The organism is Cryobacterium fucosi, assembly GCF_004403515.1.
GTDB classification, from domain to species: domain Bacteria; phylum Actinomycetota; class Actinomycetes; order Actinomycetales; family Microbacteriaceae; genus Cryobacterium; species Cryobacterium fucosi.
Genome location: NZ_SOHH01000065.1, coordinates 12,333 through 34,190, shown reverse-complemented (window position 1 = coordinate 34,190; position 21,858 = coordinate 12,333). Strand labels below are relative to the sequence as shown.

The 21,858-nt window shown below is 68.9% G+C and carries 22 protein-coding genes; 11 read left to right on the top strand and 11 right to left on the bottom strand.

The features are described from left to right. Nucleotides 1–3,541 (top strand): multifunctional oxoglutarate decarboxylase/oxoglutarate dehydrogenase thiamine pyrophosphate-binding subunit/dihydrolipoyllysine-residue succinyltransferase subunit (locus tag E3T48_RS09075; protein ID WP_134523740.1); only part of this gene is annotated, 3,541 nt, incomplete at its 5' end. Between the two features lie 89 nt (nt 3,542–3,630). Next, nucleotides 3,631–4,416 carry a VOC family protein gene (locus E3T48_RS09070; RefSeq protein ID WP_134523739.1) on the top strand — a complete coding sequence of 262 codons (786 nt, stop codon included), beginning with the start codon at nt 3,631–3,633 and terminating at the stop codon, nt 4,414–4,416. Between the two features lie 10 nt (nt 4,417–4,426). Here E3T48_RS09070 and E3T48_RS09065 read toward each other — a convergent pair whose 3' ends face one another. Continuing rightward, entirely contained in the window at nt 4,427–4,669 is a 243-nt protein-coding gene (locus tag E3T48_RS09065; protein ID WP_134510712.1) for a zf-HC2 domain-containing protein, read from the bottom strand. Continuing rightward, a complete protein-coding gene (locus tag E3T48_RS09060) occupies nt 4,666–5,274 on the bottom strand; it encodes a sigma-70 family RNA polymerase sigma factor (protein ID WP_198417646.1) in 609 nt (202 codons plus the stop codon). The genes E3T48_RS09065 and E3T48_RS09060 overlap by 4 nt, the downstream gene beginning before the upstream one ends. Before the next feature lie 110 nt (nt 5,275–5,384). On the opposite strand from E3T48_RS09060, the gene aroA reads away from it, so the two are divergent. From aroA to bcp, 3 genes are all read left to right on the top strand, one after another. Beyond that, the gene (gene aroA, locus E3T48_RS09055; RefSeq protein WP_134523737.1) at nt 5,385–6,758 is read left to right on the top strand and encodes a 3-phosphoshikimate 1-carboxyvinyltransferase; all 1,374 of its coding nucleotides are present in this window, start codon (nt 5,385–5,387) and stop codon (nt 6,756–6,758) included. After that, nucleotides 6,755–7,807: a ribosome small subunit-dependent GTPase A gene (gene rsgA, locus E3T48_RS09050; RefSeq protein WP_134523736.1), complete on the top strand. Its 1,053-nt coding sequence runs from the start codon at nt 6,755–6,757 to the stop codon at nt 7,805–7,807. Before aroA ends, rsgA begins: the two co-directional genes overlap by 4 nt. 93 nt (nt 7,808–7,900) lie before the next feature. After that, nucleotides 7,901–8,380: a thioredoxin-dependent thiol peroxidase gene (gene bcp, locus E3T48_RS09045; RefSeq protein ID WP_134523735.1), complete on the top strand. Its 480-nt coding sequence runs from the start codon at nt 7,901–7,903 to the stop codon at nt 8,378–8,380. 161 nt (nt 8,381–8,541) lie between these two features. On the opposite strand, the gene E3T48_RS09040 is transcribed toward bcp, so the two are convergent. Next, nucleotides 8,542–9,009 carry a hypothetical protein gene (locus E3T48_RS09040; protein ID WP_241986747.1) on the bottom strand — a complete coding sequence of 156 codons (468 nt, stop codon included), beginning with the start codon at nt 9,007–9,009 and terminating at the stop codon, nt 8,542–8,544. A gap of 183 nt (nt 9,010–9,192) precedes the next feature. Here E3T48_RS09040 and E3T48_RS09035 point away from each other — a divergent pair, with 183 nt between their 5' ends. After that, the gene (locus tag E3T48_RS09035; protein WP_035837005.1) at nt 9,193–9,441 is read left to right on the top strand and encodes a WhiB family transcriptional regulator; all 249 of its coding nucleotides are present in this window, start codon (nt 9,193–9,195) and stop codon (nt 9,439–9,441) included. A gap of 154 nt (nt 9,442–9,595) precedes the next feature. Here E3T48_RS09035 and E3T48_RS09030 read toward each other — a convergent pair whose 3' ends face one another. Next, nucleotides 9,596–11,089 carry a sensor histidine kinase gene (locus E3T48_RS09030; protein ID WP_134523734.1) on the bottom strand — a complete coding sequence of 498 codons (1,494 nt, stop codon included), beginning with the start codon at nt 11,087–11,089 and terminating at the stop codon, nt 9,596–9,598. 101 nt (nt 11,090–11,190) lie between these two features. Between E3T48_RS09030 and E3T48_RS09025 the strand changes: the two genes are divergently transcribed. Together E3T48_RS09025 and E3T48_RS09020 are read left to right on the top strand one after the other, a co-directional pair. Then, entirely contained in the window at nt 11,191–11,655 is a 465-nt protein-coding gene (locus E3T48_RS09025; protein ID WP_134523733.1) for an LpqB family beta-propeller domain-containing protein, read from the top strand. After that, the gene (locus E3T48_RS09020; RefSeq protein ID WP_241986748.1) at nt 11,655–13,373 is read left to right on the top strand and encodes a DUF5671 domain-containing protein; all 1,719 of its coding nucleotides are present in this window, start codon (nt 11,655–11,657) and stop codon (nt 13,371–13,373) included. The genes E3T48_RS09025 and E3T48_RS09020 overlap by 1 nt, the downstream gene beginning before the upstream one ends. Nucleotides 13,374–13,412: 39 nt before the next feature. Here the strand turns inward: E3T48_RS09020 and E3T48_RS09015 are convergent, their stop codons facing one another. Both E3T48_RS09015 and E3T48_RS09010 read right to left on the bottom strand, forming a co-directional pair. Continuing rightward, the gene (locus tag E3T48_RS09015; protein ID WP_241986746.1) at nt 13,413–14,732 is read right to left on the bottom strand and encodes a CpaE/TadZ family protein; all 1,320 of its coding nucleotides are present in this window, start codon (nt 14,730–14,732) and stop codon (nt 13,413–13,415) included. Next, on the bottom strand, nt 14,729–15,361 hold the full coding sequence (locus tag E3T48_RS09010) for a hypothetical protein (protein ID WP_134523732.1): 633 nt from the start codon (nt 15,359–15,361) through the stop codon (nt 14,729–14,731). Before E3T48_RS09010 ends, E3T48_RS09015 begins: the two co-directional genes overlap by 4 nt. Before the next feature lie 132 nt (nt 15,362–15,493). Between E3T48_RS09010 and E3T48_RS09005 the strand changes: the two genes are divergently transcribed. Continuing rightward, nucleotides 15,494–15,781 carry a helix-turn-helix domain-containing protein gene (locus E3T48_RS09005; protein WP_134523731.1) on the top strand — a complete coding sequence of 96 codons (288 nt, stop codon included), beginning with the start codon at nt 15,494–15,496 and terminating at the stop codon, nt 15,779–15,781. Between the two features lie 38 nt (nt 15,782–15,819). On the opposite strand, the gene E3T48_RS16720 is transcribed toward E3T48_RS09005, so the two are convergent. Both E3T48_RS16720 and E3T48_RS17600 read right to left on the bottom strand, forming a co-directional pair. Continuing rightward, nucleotides 15,820–16,110 (bottom strand): hypothetical protein, encoded by a 291-nt coding sequence (locus E3T48_RS16720; RefSeq protein WP_166789680.1) that lies wholly within the window; start codon nt 16,108–16,110, stop codon nt 15,820–15,822. Next, entirely contained in the window at nt 16,107–16,388 is a 282-nt protein-coding gene (locus E3T48_RS17600; protein WP_420898364.1) for a hypothetical protein, read from the bottom strand. Before E3T48_RS17600 ends, E3T48_RS16720 begins: the two co-directional genes overlap by 4 nt. 37 nt (nt 16,389–16,425) lie before the next feature. On the opposite strand from E3T48_RS17600, the gene E3T48_RS16715 reads away from it, so the two are divergent. Next, the gene (locus E3T48_RS16715) at nt 16,426–16,593 is read left to right on the top strand and encodes a hypothetical protein (protein WP_166789679.1); all 168 of its coding nucleotides are present in this window, start codon (nt 16,426–16,428) and stop codon (nt 16,591–16,593) included. A gap of 279 nt (nt 16,594–16,872) precedes the next feature. After that, nucleotides 16,873–17,307 carry an Rv3235 family protein gene (locus tag E3T48_RS08995; protein ID WP_134523730.1) on the top strand — a complete coding sequence of 145 codons (435 nt, stop codon included), beginning with the start codon at nt 16,873–16,875 and terminating at the stop codon, nt 17,305–17,307. 100 nt (nt 17,308–17,407) lie between these two features. Here E3T48_RS08995 and secA read toward each other — a convergent pair whose 3' ends face one another. From secA to E3T48_RS08980, 3 genes are all read right to left on the bottom strand, one after another. After that, nucleotides 17,408–20,215 carry a preprotein translocase subunit SecA gene (gene secA / locus E3T48_RS08990; RefSeq protein ID WP_134523729.1) on the bottom strand — a complete coding sequence of 936 codons (2,808 nt, stop codon included), beginning with the start codon at nt 20,213–20,215 and terminating at the stop codon, nt 17,408–17,410. Nucleotides 20,216–20,327: 112 nt separating this feature from the next. After that, complete coding sequence (hpf, locus tag E3T48_RS08985; protein ID WP_134523728.1) at nt 20,328–21,029, bottom strand: ribosome hibernation-promoting factor, HPF/YfiA family; 702 nt, start codon at nt 21,027–21,029, stop codon at nt 20,328–20,330. A 100-nt stretch (nt 21,030–21,129) separates the two neighbouring features. Further along, nucleotides 21,130–21,825, bottom strand: coding sequence for a ComF family protein (locus tag E3T48_RS08980; RefSeq protein ID WP_134523727.1), 696 nt, complete (start codon nt 21,823–21,825; stop codon nt 21,130–21,132). Nucleotides 21,826–21,858 lie beyond the last annotated feature (33 nt).

The window sequence follows — 21,858 nt, the reverse complement described above, 5'->3', positions numbered from 1 at the left end:
CGCCGCTGCGCCCGCCGCTGCCGAGGCCGCGCCGATCACGGCCCCGATCCCCATCGTCGGCGGCCAGCGCACCGCCCGCACCACCGGGGTCGCGCCCAAGCCGGTCCCCGTGCCTGCCGACGCCCCCCTCACGACGCCGCAGCCCGTCGCGACCGAGGAGCAGACCGCCGAAGCCCAGGACGTCGTCACCCCCCTGCGCGGCATGTCGAAGAGCCTCGCCGCCAACATGGCGATGAGCCTGACCGTGCCGACCGCCACGAGCGTGCGCACAATCCCCGCCAAGCTCCTGATCGACAATCGCATCGTGATGAACAACCACATGCGCCGTTCCCGCGGCGGCAAGGTCTCGTTCACGCATCTGATCGGCTGGGCGCTGATCAACGCACTCAGGATGTTCCCGAGCCAGAACGTGTACTACAACGAGGTCGACGGCAAGCCGTCGGTGATCGCCCCCGCCCACGTGGGTCTCGGCATCGCGATCGACCTGCCCAAGCCCGACGGCACCAGGTCGCTGATGGTCCCCGCGATCAAGCGCGCCGACACGATGACATTCGGCGAGTACCTCTCCGCCTATGAGGACCTCGTCACCCGTGCCCGCACCGGCAAGCTCACCGCCGACGACTTCTCCGGCGCCACGGTGTCCCTCACCAACCCGGGCGGCATCGGCACCGTGCACTCCGTGCCGCGGCTGATGAAGGGCCAGGGCTGCATCATCGGAGCCGGCGCGCTCGACTACCCGGCCGAGTTCCAGGGCGCCAGCGTCAAGACGCTGACCGGCCTGGCCATCTCGAAGACGATCACCCTCACCAGCACCTACGACCACCGGGTGATCCAGGGCGCAGGCTCCGGCGAGTTCCTGAAGATCGTGCACGAGCTGCTGATCGGCGGGCACAACTTCTACGAGGATATCTTCTCCGCCCTCCGCATCCCGTACGACCCGATCCACTGGGCGCCGGACATCAGCGTCGACCTGGCCAGCGCCGTCGACAAGACCGCGCGCGTCCAGGAGCTGATCAACGCCTACCGCGTGCGTGGCCACCTGATGGCCGACATCGACCCGCTCGAATACACCCAGCGCACCCACCCCGACCTGGACATCTCCAACCACGGGCTGACCTTCTGGGACCTCGACCGCGAGTTCGTCACCGGCGGATTCGGCAGCAAACGCCTGATGCTGCTCCGCGACATCCTCGGCGTGCTCCGCGACTCCTACTGCCGCACCACGGGCATCGAGTACATGCACATCCAGGACCCGGCCCAGCGCAAGTGGGTGCAGGAGAAGATCGAGAAGACCTACGTCAAGCCCACCCACGACGAGCAGATGCGCATCCTCGGCAAGCTCAACGAGGCGGAGGCCTTCGAGACCTTCCTGCAGACCAAGTACGTCGGCCAGAAGCGGTTCAGCCTCGAGGGCGGCGAGTGCACCATCGCGCTGCTCGACGCGATCCTGCAGGGCGCGGCGGATGCCGGGCTCGACGAGGTCGCGATCGGCATGGCCCACCGCGGCCGCCTGAACGTGCTCACCAACATCGCCGGCAAGACGTACGGCCAGATCTTCCGCGAGTTCGAGGGCACCCAGGACCCGCGCACCGTGCAGGGCTCCGGCGACGTCAAGTACCACCTGGGCACCGAGGGCACCTTCCGCGCCACCGACGGCACGGAGATGCCGGTCTACCTGGCCGCGAACCCGTCCCACCTGGAGGCCGTCGACGGCGTGCTCGAGGGCATCGTGCGCGCCAAGCAGGACCGCAAGCCGATCGGCACCTTCTCCACCCTGCCCGTGCTCGTCCACGGCGACGCCGCGATGGCCGGCCAGGGCATCGTGCTCGAAACCCTGCAGATGTCCCAGCTGCGCGGATTCCGCACCGGCGGCACCATCCACCTCGTCGTCAACAACCAGGTCGGGTTCACGACCCTGCCGGGCGACGGCCGCACCTCGGTCTACTCGACGGACGTCGCCAAGACCATCCAGGCGCCCATCTTCCACGTCAACGGGGACGACCCGGAGGCCGTGGTGCGGGTCGCCGAACTCGCGTTCGCGTACCGCCAGGAATTCAAGCGCGACGTCGTCATCGACCTCGTCTGCTACCGCCGGCGCGGCCACAACGAGGGCGACGACCCCTCGATGACCCAGCCGCTGATGTACAACCTGATCGAGGCGAAGCGCTCGGTCCGGAAGCTGTACACGGAGGCTCTTGTCGGCCGTGGCGACATCACCCAGGCGGAATACGAGGCCGCCCACGGCGACTTCCAGGACCGGCTGGAACGCGCCTTCATGGAGACGCACGCGGCACAGTCCTCGTCGATCCCGATCGTCGGCGCCACCGGCTCCGGCTCGCGCGGACTCGGCGAGAACCACGCCCAGGACGACGTGGTCGGCGAACCGGCCACCACCGGCGTGCCCGAGGCCGTCGTCCACCTCATCGGTGACGCGTTCATGAACAAGCCGGCCGGGTTCACGGTGCACAACAAGCTGCAGCAGCTGATGCAGAAGCGCCTCGACATGAGCCGCAACGGCAACATCGACTGGAGCTTCGGCGAACTGCTCGCCCTCGGCTCCCTGCTGCTCGAGCGCACTCCGGTGCGCTTCGCCGGCCAGGATGCCCGCCGCGGCACGTTCGTGCAGCGCCACGCGGTGCTGCACGACCGTGTCAACGGCCAGGAATGGCTGCCGCTGGCGAACCTCAGCGAGGACCAGGCCCGGTTCTGGATCTACGACTCGCTGCTCAGCGAATACGCGGCCATGGGCTTCGAGTACGGCTACTCGGTGGAACGCGCCGACGCCCTCGTGCTCTGGGAAGCCCAGTTCGGGGACTTCGCCAACGGCGCGCAGACCGTCATCGACGAGTTCGTGTCCTCCGCGGAGCAGAAGTGGGGCCAGCGGTCATCCGTCGTGCTGCTGCTGCCGCACGGCTACGAGGGTCAGGGTCCTGACCACTCGTCCGCCCGGATCGAACGCTACCTGCAGCTCTGCGCGGAAGACAACATGACCGTCGCCCGCCCGTCGACGCCGGCGTCGTACTTCCACCTGCTCCGCCGCCAGGCCTACATGCGGCCGCGGCGGCCGCTGGTGGTCTTCACGCCCAAGTCGATGCTGCGCCTGCGCGGGGCGACCAGCAGCGTCGCCGACTTCACCTCCGGCCGGTTCGAACCGGTCATCGACGACGCCCGGATCACCGACAAGTCCCGGGTCAAGCGGGTGCTGTTCATGGCCGGCAAGCTCTACTACGACCTGCTCAGCGAACTCGAGAAGAGCCCCAACCCCGAGATCGCTCTGGTCCGGATGGAGCAGTACTACCCGCTGCCCAAGGTCGAGCTCAAGCAGGTTGCCGACCAGTATCCGGATGCCGAACTCGCCTGGGTGCAGGACGAGCCGGAGAATCAGGGTGCCTGGCCGTTCTTCTACCTGGAGACCAACAAGCTGGGCCCGCGCCCGGTGACCCTGTTCTCGCGGGCGGCGTCGGCGTCGCCGGCAGCCGGGTCGGCCAAGCGCCACGCCGCCGAGCAGGCGGACCTGATCAGCAGGGCGCTGACGATCTAGCACCGTACCGGCAGCCGGGCCCCGACCCGTTGCCGGAGCCGGGCGACCGTTCTAGGCTGGGAAGATCCCCGTCGACAGGAGCCGCCACCATGCCCGCACGCGATGAAACCCGATTCGGCGAACCGTGCTGGGCCGATCTGATGACCTCCGACCCCGACGGGGCCCGCGAGTTCTACGGCCGGCTCTTCGGCTGGACGGCGGTCCGGTCCGATCTGGAGGGCAGCGAGTACGTCACCTTCCGGCGAGGTGACGCCGACGTCGCCGGCATGGCCGTGCAGATGCCCGGCTCTCAGGCGCCGGACGCCTGGTCGACCTACCTGGCCGTCGAGGACGTGGACGCCACGACCGTGGCCGCACGGGCCGCGGGCGGCCAGGTGCTCGCCGAACCGATGACGATCGGGTCAATGGGACGGATGGCCATCGTGTCTGATCCGACCGGAGCGGCCGTCGGCGTGTGGCAGCCCATCGACTTCAACGGATTCGGCGTTTTCGGCGAGGTGGGCAGCCCGGTCTGGCATGAGTTGAACACCCTGGACTACCCCGCAGCGGTCGCGTTCTACGAGACCGTCTTCGGCTGGACGCCCAGCGTGCTCAGCGACACCGACGAGTTCCGCTACAGCACCATCGGCGCGGAGGGTGCGCTGGTCGCCGGCGTCTTCGACGCGTCGGCGCATCTGCCGGCGGGGGTTCCCTCACACTGGCAGCTGTACCTCGGCGTGGCCGATGTGTCGGCCGCTGCCGCCCTGGTCACCCAACTCGGCGGCACCGTGCTGCATGAGCCGTGGGAGTCGGAGTTCGGCACGTTCGCACGCGTCTCCGACCGGACCGGGGCCATGTTCGTGCTCGGCTCCGTGGATCAGGCGGCCACGACCTGACCCCGCGCGCTCAGTGCGCCGACTGGATCGTACGCAGCTTCAGCAGCACCTGGTCGCGCAGGTCCTCCGGAGCGGTCTCCCGGCAGGCGCGCTGCACGGCCTCGGTGAGGGTCCGCCCGACGAGATGCTCATCGCTGCAGTCGCCGCAGTGGGCGAGGTGCTCCTGAATGTCGGAGGCGTCCTCCCCCCGGAGTTCATTGTGCAAGTATTCCTCGAGTTCGGCCTTGGCCTTCTCGCATCCACAGTCGGTCATGCTGATGTGCTCCCGGTTTGAGTGTGGCCTGTCGCTGCCGTGCCCAGACCGCGCTCGAGGGCGTAGCCGGACAACAGGTCGCGAAGGAGCCGCCGGCCACGGTGCAGGCGGCTCATCACAGTGCCAATGGGTGTTTTCATGATTTCGGCGATCTCCTGGTAGGAAAAGCCTTCAACGTCGGCGAAGTACACGGCCAGCCGGAAGTCCTCCGGAATGGACTGCAACGCGTCCTTGACCGCGCTGTCGGGCAGGTGGTCGATGGCCTCGGCCTCGGCCGACCGGCTCGCCATGGCGGTGGTCGATTCCGCCCCGCCCAGCTGCCAGTCCTCGAGGTCGTCGATGGTGCCCTGGTACGGTTCGCGCTGTTTCTTGCGATACGTGTTGATGAAGGTATTGGTCAGAATGCGGTACAGCCAGGCCTTGAGGTTGGTGCCCTGCTCGAACTGTTTGAAGGCGGCGAAGGCCTTCACGAAGGTCTCCTGGACCAGGTCCTGGGCATCGGAGGGATTGCGGGTCATCCGCATGGCCGCCGCGTACAGCTGGTCGATAAAGGGCAGGGCCTGCTCTTCGAACAGGTCGCGCAGGTCGGTCGCATCAGTTGTCATCACCGACGATTCTAGTTCGTCGGCATCGAACACGTTCGGTCGCTCCAGCACCGTGGACAGCGCCATCCGTGCCTCCCTCATCCATTCATCACCGACTATTCTGATAACCGATGTTGATCTCGAGATATTCCAAGCCTGAGTTCGATCCCTACGGCGACACCTCGCCGGAGGAGACGAACGAGTGGTGGCCCGCGCCCACGGCCGACGGTCCGCTCGACGCCGGCCTCTCCCTGCCGGGGTCGAAATCCCTCACCAACCGCGAATTGGTGCTCGCTGCCCTCGCCGAGGGGCCTTCCCTTCTGCGCTCCCCGCTGCACTCCAGGGACAGCGACCTGATGGTCGCCGCCCTCCGCCAGCTCGGCACCACGATCGAGTCGGTCCCCGGCGCCGGTGAGTACGGCCCCGACCTCAGGGTCACCCCGGGAGAGCTCGTCGGCTCGACCACGATCGACTGCGGCCTGGCCGGCACGGTGATGCGGTTCCTGCCGCCGGTGGCCGCCCTCGCGCTCGGCCCCACCACCTTCGACGGCGACGCCGGCGCCCGTCGCCGGCCCATGGCGACCACGATCAGTTCCCTGCGCGCACTCGGCGCCGACATCAACGACGACGGCCGAGGCGCCCTGCCGTTCACCGTTCACGGCACCGGCACCCTGGCCGGCGGCGAGGTCACGATCGACGCGTCCACCTCCAGCCAGTTCGTCTCCGGCCTCCTGCTCGCCGGCGCCAGGCTTGAGCACGGCCTCCACCTCCGCCACTCCGGCGAGCGCCTGCCGAGCCTCCCCCATATCGAGATGACCATCGCCACCCTCGCCCGTCGCGGCGTCGTCGTGCTGAGCCCGTCGATCGGAGAATGGGTCGTCCCGCCCGGCCCGATCGCCGGCGCCGAGGTCGACATCGAACCGGATCTCTCCAATGCGGCACCGTTCCTCGCCGCGGCGCTGGTGGCCGGCGGCACCGTCACGATCACCGGCTGGCCGTCGGACACGACCCAGGTCGGCGCGGACCTCGCCGAGTTGCTCCCCCTGTTCGGAGCGCGGGTCAGCCTGGTCGGAGACCGCCTGACCGTGTCTGCGGGCGAACGACTGTCCGGGGCCGACCTCGACCTGTCCACCGGCGGGGAACTCGCGCCCGCCCTCGTCGCTCTCGCCGCGCTGGCCGATTCGCCGAGCACCATCACCGGGATCGGGCACATCCGCCACCACGAGACCGACCGGCTCGCCGCCCTGACCGCCGAGATCAACGGTCTCGGCGGTGCCGTCACCGAACTTCCCGACGGCCTGCGGATCGACCCCCGACCGCTGCACGGCGGTCACTGGCGCAGCTACGACGACCACCGGATGGCGACCGCCGGCGCCCTGATCGGCCTCGTCGTCCCCGGGGTGGAGATCGAGAACATCGGCACCACCGCGAAGACCCTCCCCCAGTTCGTCGACCTCTGGCAGACCCTCGTCGCGCCCGGGACCGCACCGGTCGTGCCGACATGACCTGGTGGGCGAGCGCCGATGACGACGACGAACCTGAGTTCGACGAATCCAGCGTGCGGCTGCGCCCGAACCGCAAGGGGAACAAACCCCGCACCAAGACCCGGCCGGACCACGAGAACGCGCTGACCGGCCGCATCCTCTCCGTCGACCGCGGCCGTTACACGGTCATGCTCGACGAGGGCCTTCCTCCCGAACGCCGGGTGACCGCGGCCAGGGCGAGCGAGCTGCGCAAGCACGCGGTCGTCACGGGCGACCGGGTCGACATCGTCGGCGACACGACTGGGGCGGAGGGGAGCCTGGCCCGCATCGTGCGGATCGTGCCGCGCGTCACCCTGCTTCGGCGCAGCGCCGACGACACGGATGCCGTCGAGCGCGTCATCGTCGCCAACGCCGACCAGATGCTCATCGTGGTCGCCGCGGCGAATCCCGAGCCGCGCATTCGCCTCGTCGACCGCTACCTGGTCGCCGCCTACGACGCGGGGGTCTCCCCGATCCTGTGCATCACCAAGACCGACCTCGCCGACCCGGCCGTCTTCCTCAGCAACTTCGCCGGCCTCGACCTGCCCGTCTTCGAGAGCCGCGACGACGCGATGCCGCTGGCCGAGATCTCCGCCGCCCTGGTCGGGCACGACACGGTCTTCGTCGGCCACTCCGGCGTGGGCAAGTCCACCCTCGTCAACGCTCTCGTGCCCGACGCTCACCGCGCCGTCGGCGTCGTCAACACGGTCACCGGCCGCGGCAGGCACACGTCGTCGTCCACGATCTCGCTTCGCCTCGAAACGGAGGCCGGGCGCGGCTGGGTGATCGACACTCCCGGCGTGCGTTCCTTCGGCCTCGGCCACATCAACACCGACAACATCCTGAGGGCGTTCACCGACCTTGCCGCGATCGCGGAGAAGTGCCCGCGAGGCTGCACCCACCTGCCGAACTCGCCGGATTGCGCGATCAACGAGGCCGTGGCGGCCGGCAAGCTCGGCGACACGGGCAAGGCCCGCCTGGATTCGCTGCAGCGCCTGCTGGCGACGTTCGCGGCGGTGCCCGCCCACTGACAGCCGGCCGGCTCGGCCCACCGTCCTCGCCCCGTCGAATTCGACGGGCAGGGTGCACGGACGCGGGGCGTGCCGAACCGGTACCGTGGAGGCATGACGGACTCCACGCGCCTCGCGGCCGGCGACACTGCCCCCAGCGTCACCCTGACGGACCAGGACGGGGCATCCGTCTCCCTGGCCGATTTCGCGGGTTCGAAGGTCGTGCTCTACTTCTACCCTGCCGCGATGACGCCCGGCTGCACGAAGGAAGCCTGCGACTTCCGGGACAACCTCGGCTCGCTCGCGGCGGCCGGGTACCGGGTGCTCGGGGTGTCCAAGGACTCCCCGGCGAAGCTGAAGTCCTTCCACGAAAACGACCATCTCACGTTCCCGCTGCTCAGCGACACCGACCTCGCCGCTCACAACGCCTACGGCGCCTGGGGCGAGAAGAATCTCTACGGCAAGACCGTCACCGGGGTGCTGCGCTCCACCTTCGTGATCGACGAGGCCGGACTGATCACGCTGGCCCTCTACAACGTGAAGGCCACCGGGCACGTGGCCGGCCTGCGGAAGAGGCTCGGCCTCGACGCCTGAGTCCGAGCCGGACCTCGACGGCCCGGCGCCGGCGCGCAACACCGGCCGTACGACGCCTCGACGCTTCCTGTGACGCCGGGTGACGTCAATCGTGCAGGCGGGCGTTCGGCACGCCCAGGGCCGCACACCGCGCGACCAGGGCTTGCCCGGGCCGCTTGCGGCTATCCGCGCTGGGTGCCGGTGGCGTCGTCCCCGCCCGGCGCGGACGTCGTCGCGGCGATCACTCGCGGCATGAACAACAGGGCCAGCACGGCCAGTGACGGCAGGAGCAGCGCCCAGCCGAGATCGGCCCGGGCGTAGAGGCCCTGAAAACAGCCCACCGCAACGGCGATCTGCACCAGCTGCCAGGTGACGGCCGCGCCGCGGATCCAGGTGCGCCGGCGCAGCGAATTGATTGCGATCGCGGTGACCCAGGCCGCGGCGATGAGCACGAGCACCAGGATCGCGAGAGCGCTCGCCAGGGAGACAGGGGTCGCCATGATCAACTCGAGCACGAGCCAGGCGGCCGCCGCCCAGAGGAGGGCAGCCTCCGCGGCGAGGAGGGTGGCGAGGAGGAGCAGCGCGCGGGGCCGAAATGACGCTCCAGGGGCGCCTTTACCGTCCGAATGGCGGTCAGAGCGTTCATTCACAGAGATATCCCATACAAAACTATTGATTTGACTCCACCATTATGCGACCATATTTGAGGCCCGGTTGACGCTCACAGGGACGTGAGCAGGTCTCATTCTGCAGATCCGTTACCTTCCTGCAACCGGCAGCCTCATCATCTTCGGCCAATCGGCCAGGCATCCCCGCAATCAAGGAGCACCCCTATGGACTGGCGCGACAAAGCTGCCTGCCTCACCGCCGACCCGGAACTCTTCTTTCCGGTTGGCAACACTGGCCCCGCTGTGGACCAGATCGAGAAGGCGAAGTCCGTGTGCGCCCGTTGTAATGTGACCGAGGTCTGCCTGCAGTACGCGCTTGAGACCGGCCAGGACTCGGGTGTCTGGGGTGGGCTCAGCGAAGACGAGCGACGCGCCCTCAAGCGTCGCGCCGCCCGCGCCCGCCGCGCCTCCTAGCAGGCACCAGCCCCAAGGCACCGGCCTTCGGGCTGCCGCCTTTCGCGAGTCCAGAAACGACGCGCAGTCACTCACTGACGGGGCGCGGACCTTCGAGGCACCAGCCGTCGGGCTGCCGCCTTTCGAGAGTTCTGACACGACGCGCAGCGTCGTGTCAGGACTCTCGCATATAGCGCAGGGGGATCTCGATCGTGACCTCGGTGCCGCTGCCCATCATGGTGTGCCAGTCTATGCTGCCGCTCAGTTCGCCCTGAATCAGGGTTCGAACGATCTGGGTGCCGAGGCCCGACCCGACCTTGCCCTCCGGCAGGCCGGAGCCGTTGTCCCGCACCCGCACGGTGAGCGTCTCCTCGTTGCGCTCGGCCTCGATTGAAACCTCGCCCTCGCGCCCGGCCAGGCCGTGTTCGACCGCATTGGTCACGAGTTCGGTCAGCGCGAGCGCGAGCGGGGTGGCGAAGGCGCTGGGGAGGATCCCGAAGCTTCCGGACGACTTCGGATGCGCCGTGGTGTTGTGGGCGGATGCGACCTCCGCGATCAGCAGCAGCACCCGGTCGAAGACGACGTCGAAGTCGACCTGCTGGTTGAGTCCTTCCGACAGCGTGTCGTGCACGACGGCGATGGCCGCGACCCGGCGCATGGCCTGGTTGAGTGCTTCCCGCGCGGTATCCGAGTGCGTGCGTCTGGCCTGGATCCGCAACAGCGACGCCACGGTCTGGAGGTTGTTCTTCACCCGGTGGTGGATCTCCCGGATGGTCGCATCCTTCGTGATCAGCTCGCGCTCCTGGTGCCGGAGCTCGGTGACGTCCCGGCAGAGCACGATCGCGCCGATCCGTTCACCCCGGTTGCGGATGGGGACGGCCCGCAGCGACACCGTCACGCCGCGCGCCTCGACGTCGGTGCGCCACGGCGCCCGGCCGGTCACGACCAGCGGCAGCGACTCGTCGACGACCATCGTTCCGGTGAGCAGGCTCGTGGTCACCTCGGCGAGCGATTCGCCCTCGAGCTCGTCGATGAATCCCATCCGGTTGAACGCCGACAGCGCGTTGGGGCTCGCGAACGTGGTCACGCCGTCCACGTCGAGCCGGATCAGGCCGTCCGAGGCGCGCGGGGCGCCGCGCCGCGGCCCCGTGGGGGCGCCCAGGTCGGGGAAGTCGCCCGACGCGATCATGGCGAACAGATCGTTGGCGCAGTCGTTGAAGGTGAGCTCCTGTCGGCTGGGCGTGCGCGCCTCACTCAGGTTGGTGTGCCGGGTGAGCACCGCCACCGGCGCGGCCGCGATCTTCGAGCCGGTGGAGCTGAGTCGCCGCATCACGGGAATGGCCCGCACCCGGGTGGGGGTTTCCTCGTACCAGTCGGGGGCCGTCGTGTCGACGATCTTCGCCGTGTCGAAGGCTTCGGTGACCTGCTGGCGCCATTCACCCTTGATCCCCTGGCCCACGAAGTCGCGGTAGAACAGTGTGGCGGCGCTCGACGGACGGGCGTGCGCGACCGCGACGAAACTGCCGGCGGTGCTGGGCACCCACACGACGATGTCGGCGAAGGCCAGGTCCGCGAGGAGCTGGGCATCCGCGACGAGCATGTGGAGCCAGTCCACATCTTCGGCACTGCTGCGGCCTTGGGCAAGTACGAGATCACTGAGCGTTGACACGGTCAACAGCCTAGGTCCCCCGCTGCCTGCCGCACTCACCAATCCAGCCGGGCGGGGCCCGGTCGATGGTGCCGGAGTGGCGATTGGGCCATGCTGTGCAGATGAGAGCAACACCAGGAAAGCCCGATCGGCCCCTCATTGTCATCCTCGGCGTCATCGCCGCCCTCGTCATCGTGGCCCTCGTCGTCGTGTTCACCCGCGGGGAGCCTGCACCGCTGGACCCCGACACGCCGGAGGGCGTGGTGCAGCTCTACGCCGCGGCCGTCCTCGCCGGCGACGAGCAGACTGCCGCCGGGTACCTCACCGAGGCCACGCTCGACAATTGCGACACGATCGACCCCGGCCCGCTGGACGGCATCCGGCTCACCCTGGTGTCGACCACCCTGCGCGAGAACTCGGCCGACGTCAGGGTTTCGATCGTCACCTCGACCGACAACGGGCCGTTCGGGACGAGCGAATACGAGAACGAGGATGTCTTCGACCTGGTCAAGGTGGACGGCCGGTGGCGCATCGACGGTGCGCCCTGGCAACTCACGATCTGCCCGAACCCGAAGGCGACGTCGTGATGGTCAGCCTGGTGCTACTGGTTGTGATCCTCATCATCGGCGGCGGGATAGCCGGCATCGTGATTGCGGCCCACAGGACGGCCGGTCCGAGTGACAGCCCGACCAGGGTCCTGCCCACCGTTCGCCGGATCATCCTGTTCACGCTCCTGTTCGCCCTGGTCGTGATCGCCGCCATCGGGTTGAGCGGGCTGCTCGGGCGACTGCTCGACGCGGGCAATGCTCTGGCCTCCAGCGATGTCACCGGCCTGGCCCGTTCGCTCGCGTTCACCCTCATCGCCGGCCCGTTCGCCACGGTGCTCTGGTGGCTGCTCTGGCGACGGATGGGGCAGGACGAACGGTCCTCGCTGGCCTGGGGCCTCTATCTGGCCGGGATGTCCACGGTCGCCCTCGTGACGGCATCCGCGACGCTGCTCACCACCGCGGCCGCCCTGGTCCGCAGCGACTGGCAGCCCCGCACCTTCGCGACCGGCGTCGTCTGGGCCGGAGTGTGGTCCTGGCACCGGTGGATGTCCCGGCACGACCGGAAGAGACCGAGCCGCCTCGTCACCGTGGCGCCCATCCTCGGCTCGGTGTTCGGTCTCGTGGTCGGGGTGGGCGGGCTCGTCACGGCGATCGGTTCCCTGGCCGACGCGGCGATCGATGGTTTCGCGCCGAGCGTCGTCGTCGGCGACCCGTGGTGGCGCCTGACCCTCCAGGCGCTCATCTGGTTCGCCGGAGGGGCGGCCGTCTGGTGGTGGCATTGGTTCGCGGACCGCGCCCGCACCCTGCGCGGTGGCCTCGCCGACGTGGCCCTGGTTGCCGCCGGGGTGGCCGGGGCGACGGTCCTGAGCCTCGGCGGGGCCGGGACGGCGTTGTTCAGCCTGCTGAAACTGGCATTCGACCGCTCCGTCCCTGTCGCCCAGATCCTGGATCCCCTGGGCGCGGCGCTGGCGGCGGCGGCGGTCGGAGCCCTGGTCTGGCGATACCACCGGGGCCTGGCGGTGACAAGGTCGGACCAGACCCGGCTGGCCGTCGGTGTCGTGACGAGCGGTGTCGGTCTCGTCGCGGCGGCTTCCGGACTCGGCGTGATCGTGAACTCGATCCTCGCCGCCACCACGGTGACGCTCGCCGGGTCGGACACCCGTTCGCTCCTGCTCGGCGGGATCAGCGCCCTCGTCGTGGGAGGCCCCGTCTGGTGGGCGGCCTGGAAGCCGACGAGGCCCGTCGACGCGGTCCAGGTCGGCGCCACCGGGCGGCGGGTCTACCTTGTCCTGGTCTTCGGCCTCAGCGCCGTGGTGGCGATCATCACCCTCCTGGTCATCGGCTATCGCCTCTTCGAGTTCGCGCTCGGCGACGCGACCGGCCAGAGCCTGGTCGACCGGGTGCGCGCGCCCCTCGGACTTCTGGTCGCGACCGGCCTCGCCGCCGGCTATCACTTCGCCGTCTGGAGGCACGACCGGTCCGCGATCACCGCGGCGCCCGGCAGGGAACGCACCATCGCTCGCGTGACCCTCGTCACCGGTGCGGACCCGGAACCGCTCACCCGGGCCGTGGCCGACGCCACCGGGGCCGCGGTCACGGTCTGGCGGCGGTCCGTCGGCGCCGAGCCGGCGGGCACCGATCCCGCCGGCCCCACCGCCCAACAGCTGGTCGACGCGCTCCATGGCGTGACCGGTAAACGGGTGCTCGTCGTGACCGGTCCCGGGTCCCGGATCGACGTGATCCCCCTGCAGGACTGAACCGGAGGACCGATCAGGAGGGAGTGCCCCCGTGCCGCGTTAGCCCGCGGTCGCCGCCCTGCGCCACCAGACCCATGGGCGACGACGGGCGGGAGCCTGGTCCGGCACGGGCAGGAGTTCCGCACGCACGAATCTGCGGATGCGCACCCGCGCCGGCGACTTCGGCGCGGCGTCGCGCAGGGTGCGCCCGGCGAGGACCGCCGCATCCGCCCCCGGCTGGTCCTGCGGCACCAGGACCGCCGATTCGATGCCGCCGAACCGCCGCAGCGCCTGCACCACCTGCCCTCCTGGGTCGAGGCCGACCGCACTGGAGCGAACCCGATTCATCACGACGCTCACCCGGTCGGTCGTGATCAAGTCGGCGAGGTCGACCCAGGCCCGCAGGAACCGGGCCATCCCGACCGGGTCAGCCAGCCCGCAGGCGATGACGTGATCGCACTCCCGCAGCCCGGTCAGGGTGGCGGCATTGCGCCGCGGCGCGAACAGGTCGCTCGAGATCTCCTCGTCGCTTTCCAGGCTGAAGCCCGTGTCGAGCACGACGTAGTCCACCCAGTGCCGGAGCGCGTCAATGGTGCGGGTGACCCGCTCGCTCGAGAGTTCCGGCCAGCGCGACGGCCTGCCGATGCCGGTGAGAACCCAGAATGCGCCGGAGGGCGAGGCGTACCGTTGCGCGATGCGCTCCAGTTCCGAGCGGGTGAGACTGTCCGAACCGGCCAGCCGGCACGCCGCCGCGAACCCCGGCGCCTCATCGAGCATCCCGAGACTGGGCGCGACCGAACCGCTGTAGGTGTCGATGTCGGCGAGCGCGACGGTGTGCCCCGCAGCGGCGATCTCCGCCGCGATGTTGATCGCCAGGGTGGTTCGGCCCGGGGATCCGGCGGGACCCCAGACGGCGATCACTGATCCGGTGCGCACTGATCCGGTGCGCACTGATCCGGTGCGCAGGGAACCGGTGCCGGAGCCGGCACGGTGAGCCCCCGCCGATGCCGGCTGGTCCCCGATCCGTGACGGGATGAGGATTGCGCCCACGATCAGCGCCTCGATCTCGGACCAGTCGGCTGAGGCGTCGAGGACCTCGAACAGGCCGAGTCCGACCGCGTGCCGACGGTCGGCATCCGTCGCGGCGAGCGCGATCAACCGGATGCCGTTGGCGTCGCAGGCCGCGATCACCCCCGCGCTCAGGGTGCCGCGGGCCGCCCCGGCGATGACGACGTCGGGAGCACCCTCGCCGAGCACGACGAGGATGTCCGGGATGGTTGCAGGGCGCGCCACGATGGCATGGCCGTGCTCGACGATGTCAGGCAGCAAACGATCTTCGGTGCGGCGTGGCAACGCCAGCGCCAGGGTGGCCACCGTCATTCCCCGAGCGGCTCGTTGACCGGGACGACGGCGATGGCGTCACCGTTCGCGATGGCCTCGAGCACCGATGCGACCCTGGACTTGGGCACGAGGACCTCCACCGACCGGCGGCCGTTCGCTGCCACGAGGCCCGTCGGCTCGACGATTCGGACGACCCCGGCCTGGCCGACGAGGACCACGGGCGGGGCGAATTTCGCATGGTCGGTCTGGCGCGCGGACCAGACGTCGACCACCGAGCCCGGTCCGATCGCCGCCGCCAGGGTGCTGGTCAGTTCGACGACCACGCTCGTCAGCTCCGCCCCGGAATTCCGCCCGACGGCCGCGGCGGGGACGAGTTCGCCTGCGGCGATGGTGCGGGTCACGATCAGGCCCCCTGCCGGGAGTCGTCTGGGCGTCAGGTACAGATCGTCGGCGCCGTCGAGGCGCACGTGCGACACGCCGAGGTCGCCGGCCTCGATGTGGTCACCGACGGTCAGCGCGGACCGAGCGGCGTAGACCGCCGTTGTCCGGTCGCTGCCCGCGACGACGAAGTAGACGCCGATGACCGCGGCGAGGACCAGCACCAGGCCGATCGCGAACCGCGGGTCGAACCAGAATCGCGGACGGGACTTGCTCGCCGGCTTGATCACGACCGGTTCCTCCGTTCTCGAGAGCCTGTCTCGTCGGTATCCATCGTCGTCGTCCCCGCCCGAGCGCGGGCGAGTTATCCACAGGCGGGCGTCGCTTGCCCTCCGCCGGGGCCGACGGCGGATAATCGGAGAATGAACGATTCCGTTCCTCCCCCCGCAGTGGGCCGTTTCCTCACCCTCGCCGACACCGCCGAGGTCCTCTCGCTCTCCGCGGCCGAGGTGTTCGACCTGGTGCGCACCGGTGAGCTCCCCGCGATCCGGCTCGGCACCACCGGAGTGTGGCGGGTCGAGCGCATTGTTCTCGAGTCCTTCATCGAAGCCAAGTACGAGGAGGCCAGGCGGATGGCGCTGTGGCAGCAGTCGGACTTCGGTAACATCCCCGAGCTTTCCGGCGGTCGCATCATCCGGCCGGAGGACTGACAGCGCTACGGGGCCGGGCTCCGGGCGCGCCGGCCCGGCTAGGACAGCCGGACCAGCTGGATCTCCGCCAGCGGCACGATCCGGTACTGGTGCACCTCCTGGGTGCGGCGCAACGTTCCCGCCGCGTGCACGGCCAGGTCAATGTGGTCGCGCCCGACCCGGTCGATCGTGCCGGTGAGGAGCCCCGTGCGCGTGTGCACTTCGAGGCTCGACCGGCGCCGGCACAAATCGCGGAGCACGAACGACAGCCCGATCCGATCCACCAGCCGGGCCGAACGGTCGGGTTCGGCCGCCAGCGACGCGGGCACCTCGGCCGCCGACACGATCACCCCTGCGATTGCAGCGAGCGGTAGCACGCACTGTGCGCCCAGGGTCGGGGCGTCGAGAAGGTCTGCTGCCAGCCAGTCCCGGCCGAAGGTCGTCGGCCGCAGGGTGATGGTCTCGCCCGAAACGAGGGCGACCCGGAGGATGCCGCTCCCCCCTGTGCCACTTCCCCCTGTGCCGCCACCCCGGACACCGCGTCCCGGAACGCCGCTTGTCTGAGCACGGCTTGTGTGAGCATCGCGTGTCTGAGCATCGCGTGTCTGAGCACCGCTTGTGTGAGCACCGCTTGTGTGAGCACCGCTTGTGTGAGCACCGCTTGTGTGAGCACCGGCGAGGCTGGTCAGCCGATCCCGCAGGGAGAGCCGGCCCAGGCGCAGCCGTTCCTCCTCGGCGCGCAGGTCGATCTCCTCGGCGTTCAGCTCGTGTTCGAGCTGTCCCTCGAGGTCGTCGAACAGGTTGTCCCAGCGCACACCCCGAAGCTAGCCTGAGCCGCCGACACAGACCGCCGGTTATCCACAGGGGATATAAGCGCTAGACACCGCAGCGCTGGAATGGTTGAGTGTCCGCCAGGGACTCCACCCCCGCTCGGGGGGTGTCAGGTGATCCACCCGAAATCCGATCCACCCGAACTCGAACTCCAGCTCCAGCTCCAGCACCAGCACCAGCACCAGCACCAGCACCACTCAAGCACCATCCGAAAGCCAGAACCACCCGGATGCCCAGGCGGACTGCGCCAGGGCAGCGGGCACACGCGCCTCGGAGGAGTCATGACCGATCCTGCTGCCGACCCGGCACCGCATCCCCGCGCCGAACGATTCCTCGACGAGGACTTCTTCGGCCACCAGCCGAGCCCGAGGGAACAACTCCCCGATCCCGAGCCGCTGCTGGTGAACCTGACCCGGTGCGTGATCGAGGTGCTGGCCGGTGCGCGGGAACTCGACCAGCTCGCGCGCTGGGTCAGCGACGACGTCTACCGGCACCTGCTCAAACGGGTGGTGTTGTCCTCCCGTGCCCGCGCCGTCAAGGGCCAGCAGGCCCAGCGCCCTGCCGTCAGCATCGGCCGGGTGACCATCACCGAACCGCGCGACGGCGTGATCGAGGCCGTGGTCATCGTGCACAGCCGCGTTCGGGTGCGCGCCGTCGCGCTCCGCCTGGAGGGCTTCGACCACCGCTGGCGGGCAAGCGCGATCAACGTCCTGTGAGTGATCACGTCGGTGGCAGATCACATCGGTGGCTGATCACATCGGTGGCTGATCAGCGTGTTCCGACTGATCGGGGTGCTGTGAGGTTTCAGACGGTGGGCTACTTCTTGCCCTGCGCGCGCCGCTCGGCACGGTTGACAGGCGCCGGACCACTCGTGTCGCGCTGGCCGAACGCCCCACGCTGGGTGGAAGGCGTTTCGGCCGCGGGTGGTCCGCCCTCCGGCGTCTCGGCCACTGCCGCGGCCCTGCGCGCCCGGTCCGTCGCGGCCTGCTGGATCTGGCCGCGCTGGTTGCGCACTTCGACCCCGCCGGAGTCGCTCGGAGCGGTGTAGCTCAGCTTCTCATCGCCCGCCGTGGGGGAGAGACCCTTCGCTGCCACCACAGGGCCGGCCACGGCGCCGGGCGCCTGGCTCACCTCGACCTCCAGGTTGAACAGGAAGCCGACGGTCTCCTCACGGATTTGTCCCATCATCTGCTGGAACATCGCGAAGCCCTCGCGCTGGTATTCGACGAGCGGATCGCGCTGTGCCATGGCGCGCAGGCCGATGCCGTCCTTCAGGTAGTCCATCTCGTAGAGGTGCTCGCGCCAACGGCGGTCGATCACCGAGAGCACGACCCGGCGCTCGAGCTCGCGCATGGCCGGGGAGCCGAGGGATTCCTCCCTGCGCTGGTAGGCGAGTTTGGCATCCGAGATGATCTCGCGGCGCATGAAGTCGCGGTTGATCTTGCCCTTGTTCCCGGCCTCGGCAACGACCTCGTCGATGGTGAGGCCGACGGGGTAGAGCGTCTTCAGTTCCGTCCACAGGGCATCGAAGTCCCAGTCGTCACCGTTTCCCTCACCGGTGTGCACGTCCAGAACCTCGTCGATGACATCCTCGAGGAACCGCTGGGTGCGTTCGTGCAGGTCGTCGCCCTCGAGGATGTGGCGGCGGTCGCCGTAGATCGCTTCGCGCTGCCGGTTGAGCACGTCGTCGTACTTGAGCACGTTCTTGCGGATTTCCGCGTTGCGGCCCTCGACCTGCGCCTGGGCGCTGCGGATGGCGCGACTGACAACCTTGGATTCGATGGCCATGTCGTCCGGCACACCCTGTCGGCCCATCAGGCTCTCGGCGGCGCCGGCGTTGAAGAGACGCATCAGGTCGTCGGTGAGCGACAGGTAGAACCTGCTCTCCCCCGGGTCGCCCTGCCGGCCGCTGCGGCCTCGGAGCTGATTGTCGATCCGCCGCGACTCGTGCCGTTCGGTGCCGAGCACGTAGAGTCCGCCGGCAGCGATGACCTTCTCGGCTTCTTCGGACACCTCGGCCTTGACGGCGGCGAACACGTCGTCCCAGGCGTCCTCGTAGTCGTCGGGGGTTTCGACCGGGCTCAGTCCCTTGGCGTTCATCTGGGCGACGGCGAGGAACTCCGCGTTGCCGCCGAGCATCACGTCCGTTCCACGGCCGGCCATGTTGGTCGCGACCGTGACGGACCCGAGCCGGCCGGCCTGGGCGACGATGGCCGCCTCACGCGCGTGGTTCTTGGCGTTCAGGACCTCGTGGCGCACGCCCTTCTTGGCGAGCAGGCGCGACAGGTACTCGCTCTTCTCGACGCTGGTCGTTCCGACCAGGACCGGCTGTCCCTTCTCGTGCCGGACGACGATGTCCTCGACGACCTGGCCGAACTTCGCTTCTTCATTCTTGTAGACCAGGTCGGACTGGTCCAGGCGCCGCATCGGCTTGTTGGTGGGGATGGAGACCACACCGAGCCTGTAGGTGCTCATGAACTCCGCGGCTTCGGTCTCGGCCGTTCCGGTCATCCCGGACAGCTTCGAGTAGAGTCGGAAGTAGTTCTGCAGGGTGACCGTGGCGAGGGTCTGGTTCTCGGCCTTGACCGCCACACCCTCCTTGGCCTCGATCGCCTGGTGGATTCCCTCGTTGTAGCGACGGCCCATCAGGATGCGCCCGGTGTGCTCGTCGACGATCAACACCTCGCCGTTCATCACGACGTAGTCCTTGTCCTTCTTGAACAGGGCGTTCGCCTTGATCGCGTTGTTCAGGAATGAGATCAGCGGGGTGTTCGCCGACTCGTAGAGGTTGTCGATGCCGAGGTAGTCCTCGACCTTCTCGATGCCGGGCTCCAGTACGCCGACGGTGCGCTTCTTCTCGTCGACCTCGAAGTCCACGTCGGGAATGAGCCGCTTGGAGAGGCTCGCGAATTCGGTGAACCAGCGGTTGGCCTCGCCGGATGCCGGGCCGGAAATGATCAGCGGGGTCCTGGCCTCGTCGATCAGGATCGAGTCGACCTCGTCGACGATCGCGTAGTAGTGCCCGCGCTGCACCATGTCGGAGGCCTGCCAGGCCATGTTGTCGCGCAGGTAGTCGAAGCCGAATTCGTTGTTCGTGCCGTAGGTGATGTCGGCCATGTACATCTCGTGGCGCTGCTCGGGCGTCTGGCCGGACAGGATGCACCCCGTGGTCATGCCCAGGGCGCGGAACACGCGGCCCATCAATTCGCTCTGGTAGCTCGCCAGGTAGTCGTTCACGGTGATGATGTGAACTCCGCGGCTGGTGATCGCGTTGAGGTACGCGGCGGTGGTCGCGACGAGGGTCTTGCCCTCACCGGTCTTCATCTCCGCGATATTGCCCAGGTGCAGGGCAGCGCCGCCCATCAGCTGCACGTCGAAGTGACGCAGGCCAAGCGTTCGGGTGGATGCCTCGCGCACCGCCGCGAACGCCTCGGGCAACAAGTCGTCCAACGACTCACCGCCCGAGTAGCGCTCGCGCAGCAACACGGTCTCGTTCTTCAGTTCCTCATCGGTGAGGTGGCTGAAGTCCTCTTCCAGCGCATTGATGGCCTTCGCGTAGTGCTCGAGACGACGCAGGACGCGCCCTTCACCGACACGAAGAACCTTTTCCAGAATTGAGGCCACGAATGCACTCCATATAGTCGTCATGGCGCATACTCACGCCTGTCGTCCGGCCGGACGCATGTATTCCGGCGCAGCGCGCCGACACAGCGGCAACTATAACAATGCTAGTTGGTCAGTTGCTGCGCTTCGTGGCCGACGGCACGACCTCCCGGAGTTCGTCACTGTTCTCGTCCAGCTCGATCACACCGTAGTCCCAGCCCTTGCGCCGGTAGACGACGCTCGGCCGTCTGGTCTCCGCGTCCTGGAACAGGTAGAAGTCGTGGCCGACCAGCTCCATGAAATAGAGCGCGTCGTCCACGGTCATCGGGGCCGCGGAGAAGACCTTGCGGCGGATGACGACCGGGGAGTAGGTCTCCTCCGGCTCCTCGACCGTGGCCTCCGGGTTCACGACCTGGATCGCTCCCGTGCGCACGCGCTCGAGGGTCTCCGCGTCGGCCGGGGTGATGTCGACGACGCTGAAGTCCACCGAGGCCGCGTCGTGCAGCGAGGTCGGCCGGTGGGCGCCGCCACGGTGCAGCTTCTGGCGGTCCTTCGCCCGGCGTACGCGCTCGAGCAGCCGGCCGAGCGCCACGTCGAACGCCGCGTACTTGTCCGAGCCGTCGGCCTCGGCCCGCACGACGGGCCCCTTGCCGATCAGCGTCAGTTCGACGCGGTCGTTGCCCGTCGCCCCGTTCTTTTCACGGTGGCGGCTGAGCTTGATTTCCAGGGCGAGCGCCTTGTCGGCGAGACCGGCGACCTTCTCGGCCTTCTCCGTGGCATACTCCCGGAAACGATCAGTGATCCCCAGGTTTCGTCCAACGATGTTTGTTTCCATGACGACCTCCAGATCTGGCGAACCGCCCATATATCTGGGCGATTAGTACGCGCCTTTAGCTCCACCGTAGTGCCGTCCACCGGATAAGTCATGGCTTTTGTCAACGAGTTTCCGATGAACGATCGGTGGCGGGGAAACGACGCCGTGTTTCCGCCAGAGTGGCCACACCGACCACCTCGCCTCCTGCCTCGAGCACGGCGCGACGGGCCTCGAGCACCGTCGCGCCGGTGGTGACGATGTCGTCGACCACCAGTGCGCGAAATCCGTCCAGGGCCCGGTCGGCGACCAGTGAGCCTTCCCGGTTCGCTCCGCGTTCCGCACTGCCGAGGCCGACCTGGTCCGTTGTCTCGCGAACCGCGCGCAGCACCCGCGTCGGCACCAGCCCGCACCGGCCGAGCAGCAGGTCGACCGGGTGAAAGCCCCGCTGCCGCCAGGCCCGTCGCGACGACGGCACGGTGACCAGGTGGATGCCGGGCCCTCCGCTCCCCCTGGCGTCCGGCGCCGCGGCGAGCGCGGCGACGACGGCGCAGCGGAGGGACGCGGAGAGGGCGCCCGCGGCATCCGTGCGCCCGCCGTCCTTGTACGCGCCGATCACCTGCCGGGCCACGCCCGCGTAGTCGAGCGCAGACCACACCGGCACACCGCGACGTTCCGCGCAGTGCACGGCGGGCAGCAACGCCGCCCGGCAGGCCGGGCAGAGCCCCCGGTCGGGGCTGCCGCACCCGCTGCAGTCCGTGGGCATGACGACCGCCCACGCGTCGAGCAGTGCCTCCCCGACGCCTCGCGACCGCCTCATCCGCCCATCCTGCGGCCGTGAGATTGCGACCGG

Coding starts and splice junctions, on each gene's coding strand:
- E3T48_RS09070 (WP_134523739.1), top strand. CDS start 3,631: ATGCCCGCACGCGATGAAACCCGATTCGGCGAACCGTGCTGGGCCGAT.
- E3T48_RS09065 (WP_134510712.1), bottom strand. CDS start 4,669: ATGACCGACTGTGGATGCGAGAAGGCCAAGGCCGAACTCGAGGAATAC.
- E3T48_RS09060 (WP_198417646.1), bottom strand. CDS start 5,274: ATGACAACTGATGCGACCGACCTGCGCGACCTGTTCGAAGAGCAGGCC.
- aroA (WP_134523737.1), top strand. CDS start 5,385: ATGTTGATCTCGAGATATTCCAAGCCTGAGTTCGATCCCTACGGCGAC.
- rsgA (WP_134523736.1), top strand. CDS start 6,755: ATGACCTGGTGGGCGAGCGCCGATGACGACGACGAACCTGAGTTCGAC.
- bcp (WP_134523735.1), top strand. CDS start 7,901: ATGACGGACTCCACGCGCCTCGCGGCCGGCGACACTGCCCCCAGCGTC.
- E3T48_RS09035 (WP_035837005.1), top strand. CDS start 9,193: ATGGACTGGCGCGACAAAGCTGCCTGCCTCACCGCCGACCCGGAACTC.
- E3T48_RS09025 (WP_134523733.1), top strand. CDS start 11,191: ATGAGAGCAACACCAGGAAAGCCCGATCGGCCCCTCATTGTCATCCTC.
- E3T48_RS09020 (WP_241986748.1), top strand. CDS start 11,655: ATGGTCAGCCTGGTGCTACTGGTTGTGATCCTCATCATCGGCGGCGGG.
- E3T48_RS09015 (WP_241986746.1), bottom strand. CDS start 14,732: ATGACGGTGGCCACCCTGGCGCTGGCGTTGCCACGCCGCACCGAAGAT.
- E3T48_RS09005 (WP_134523731.1), top strand. CDS start 15,494: ATGAACGATTCCGTTCCTCCCCCCGCAGTGGGCCGTTTCCTCACCCTC.
- E3T48_RS08995 (WP_134523730.1), top strand. CDS start 16,873: ATGACCGATCCTGCTGCCGACCCGGCACCGCATCCCCGCGCCGAACGA.
- hpf (WP_134523728.1), bottom strand. CDS start 21,029: ATGGAAACAAACATCGTTGGACGAAACCTGGGGATCACTGATCGTTTC.
- E3T48_RS08980 (WP_134523727.1), bottom strand. CDS start 21,825: ATGAGGCGGTCGCGAGGCGTCGGGGAGGCACTGCTCGACGCGTGGGCG.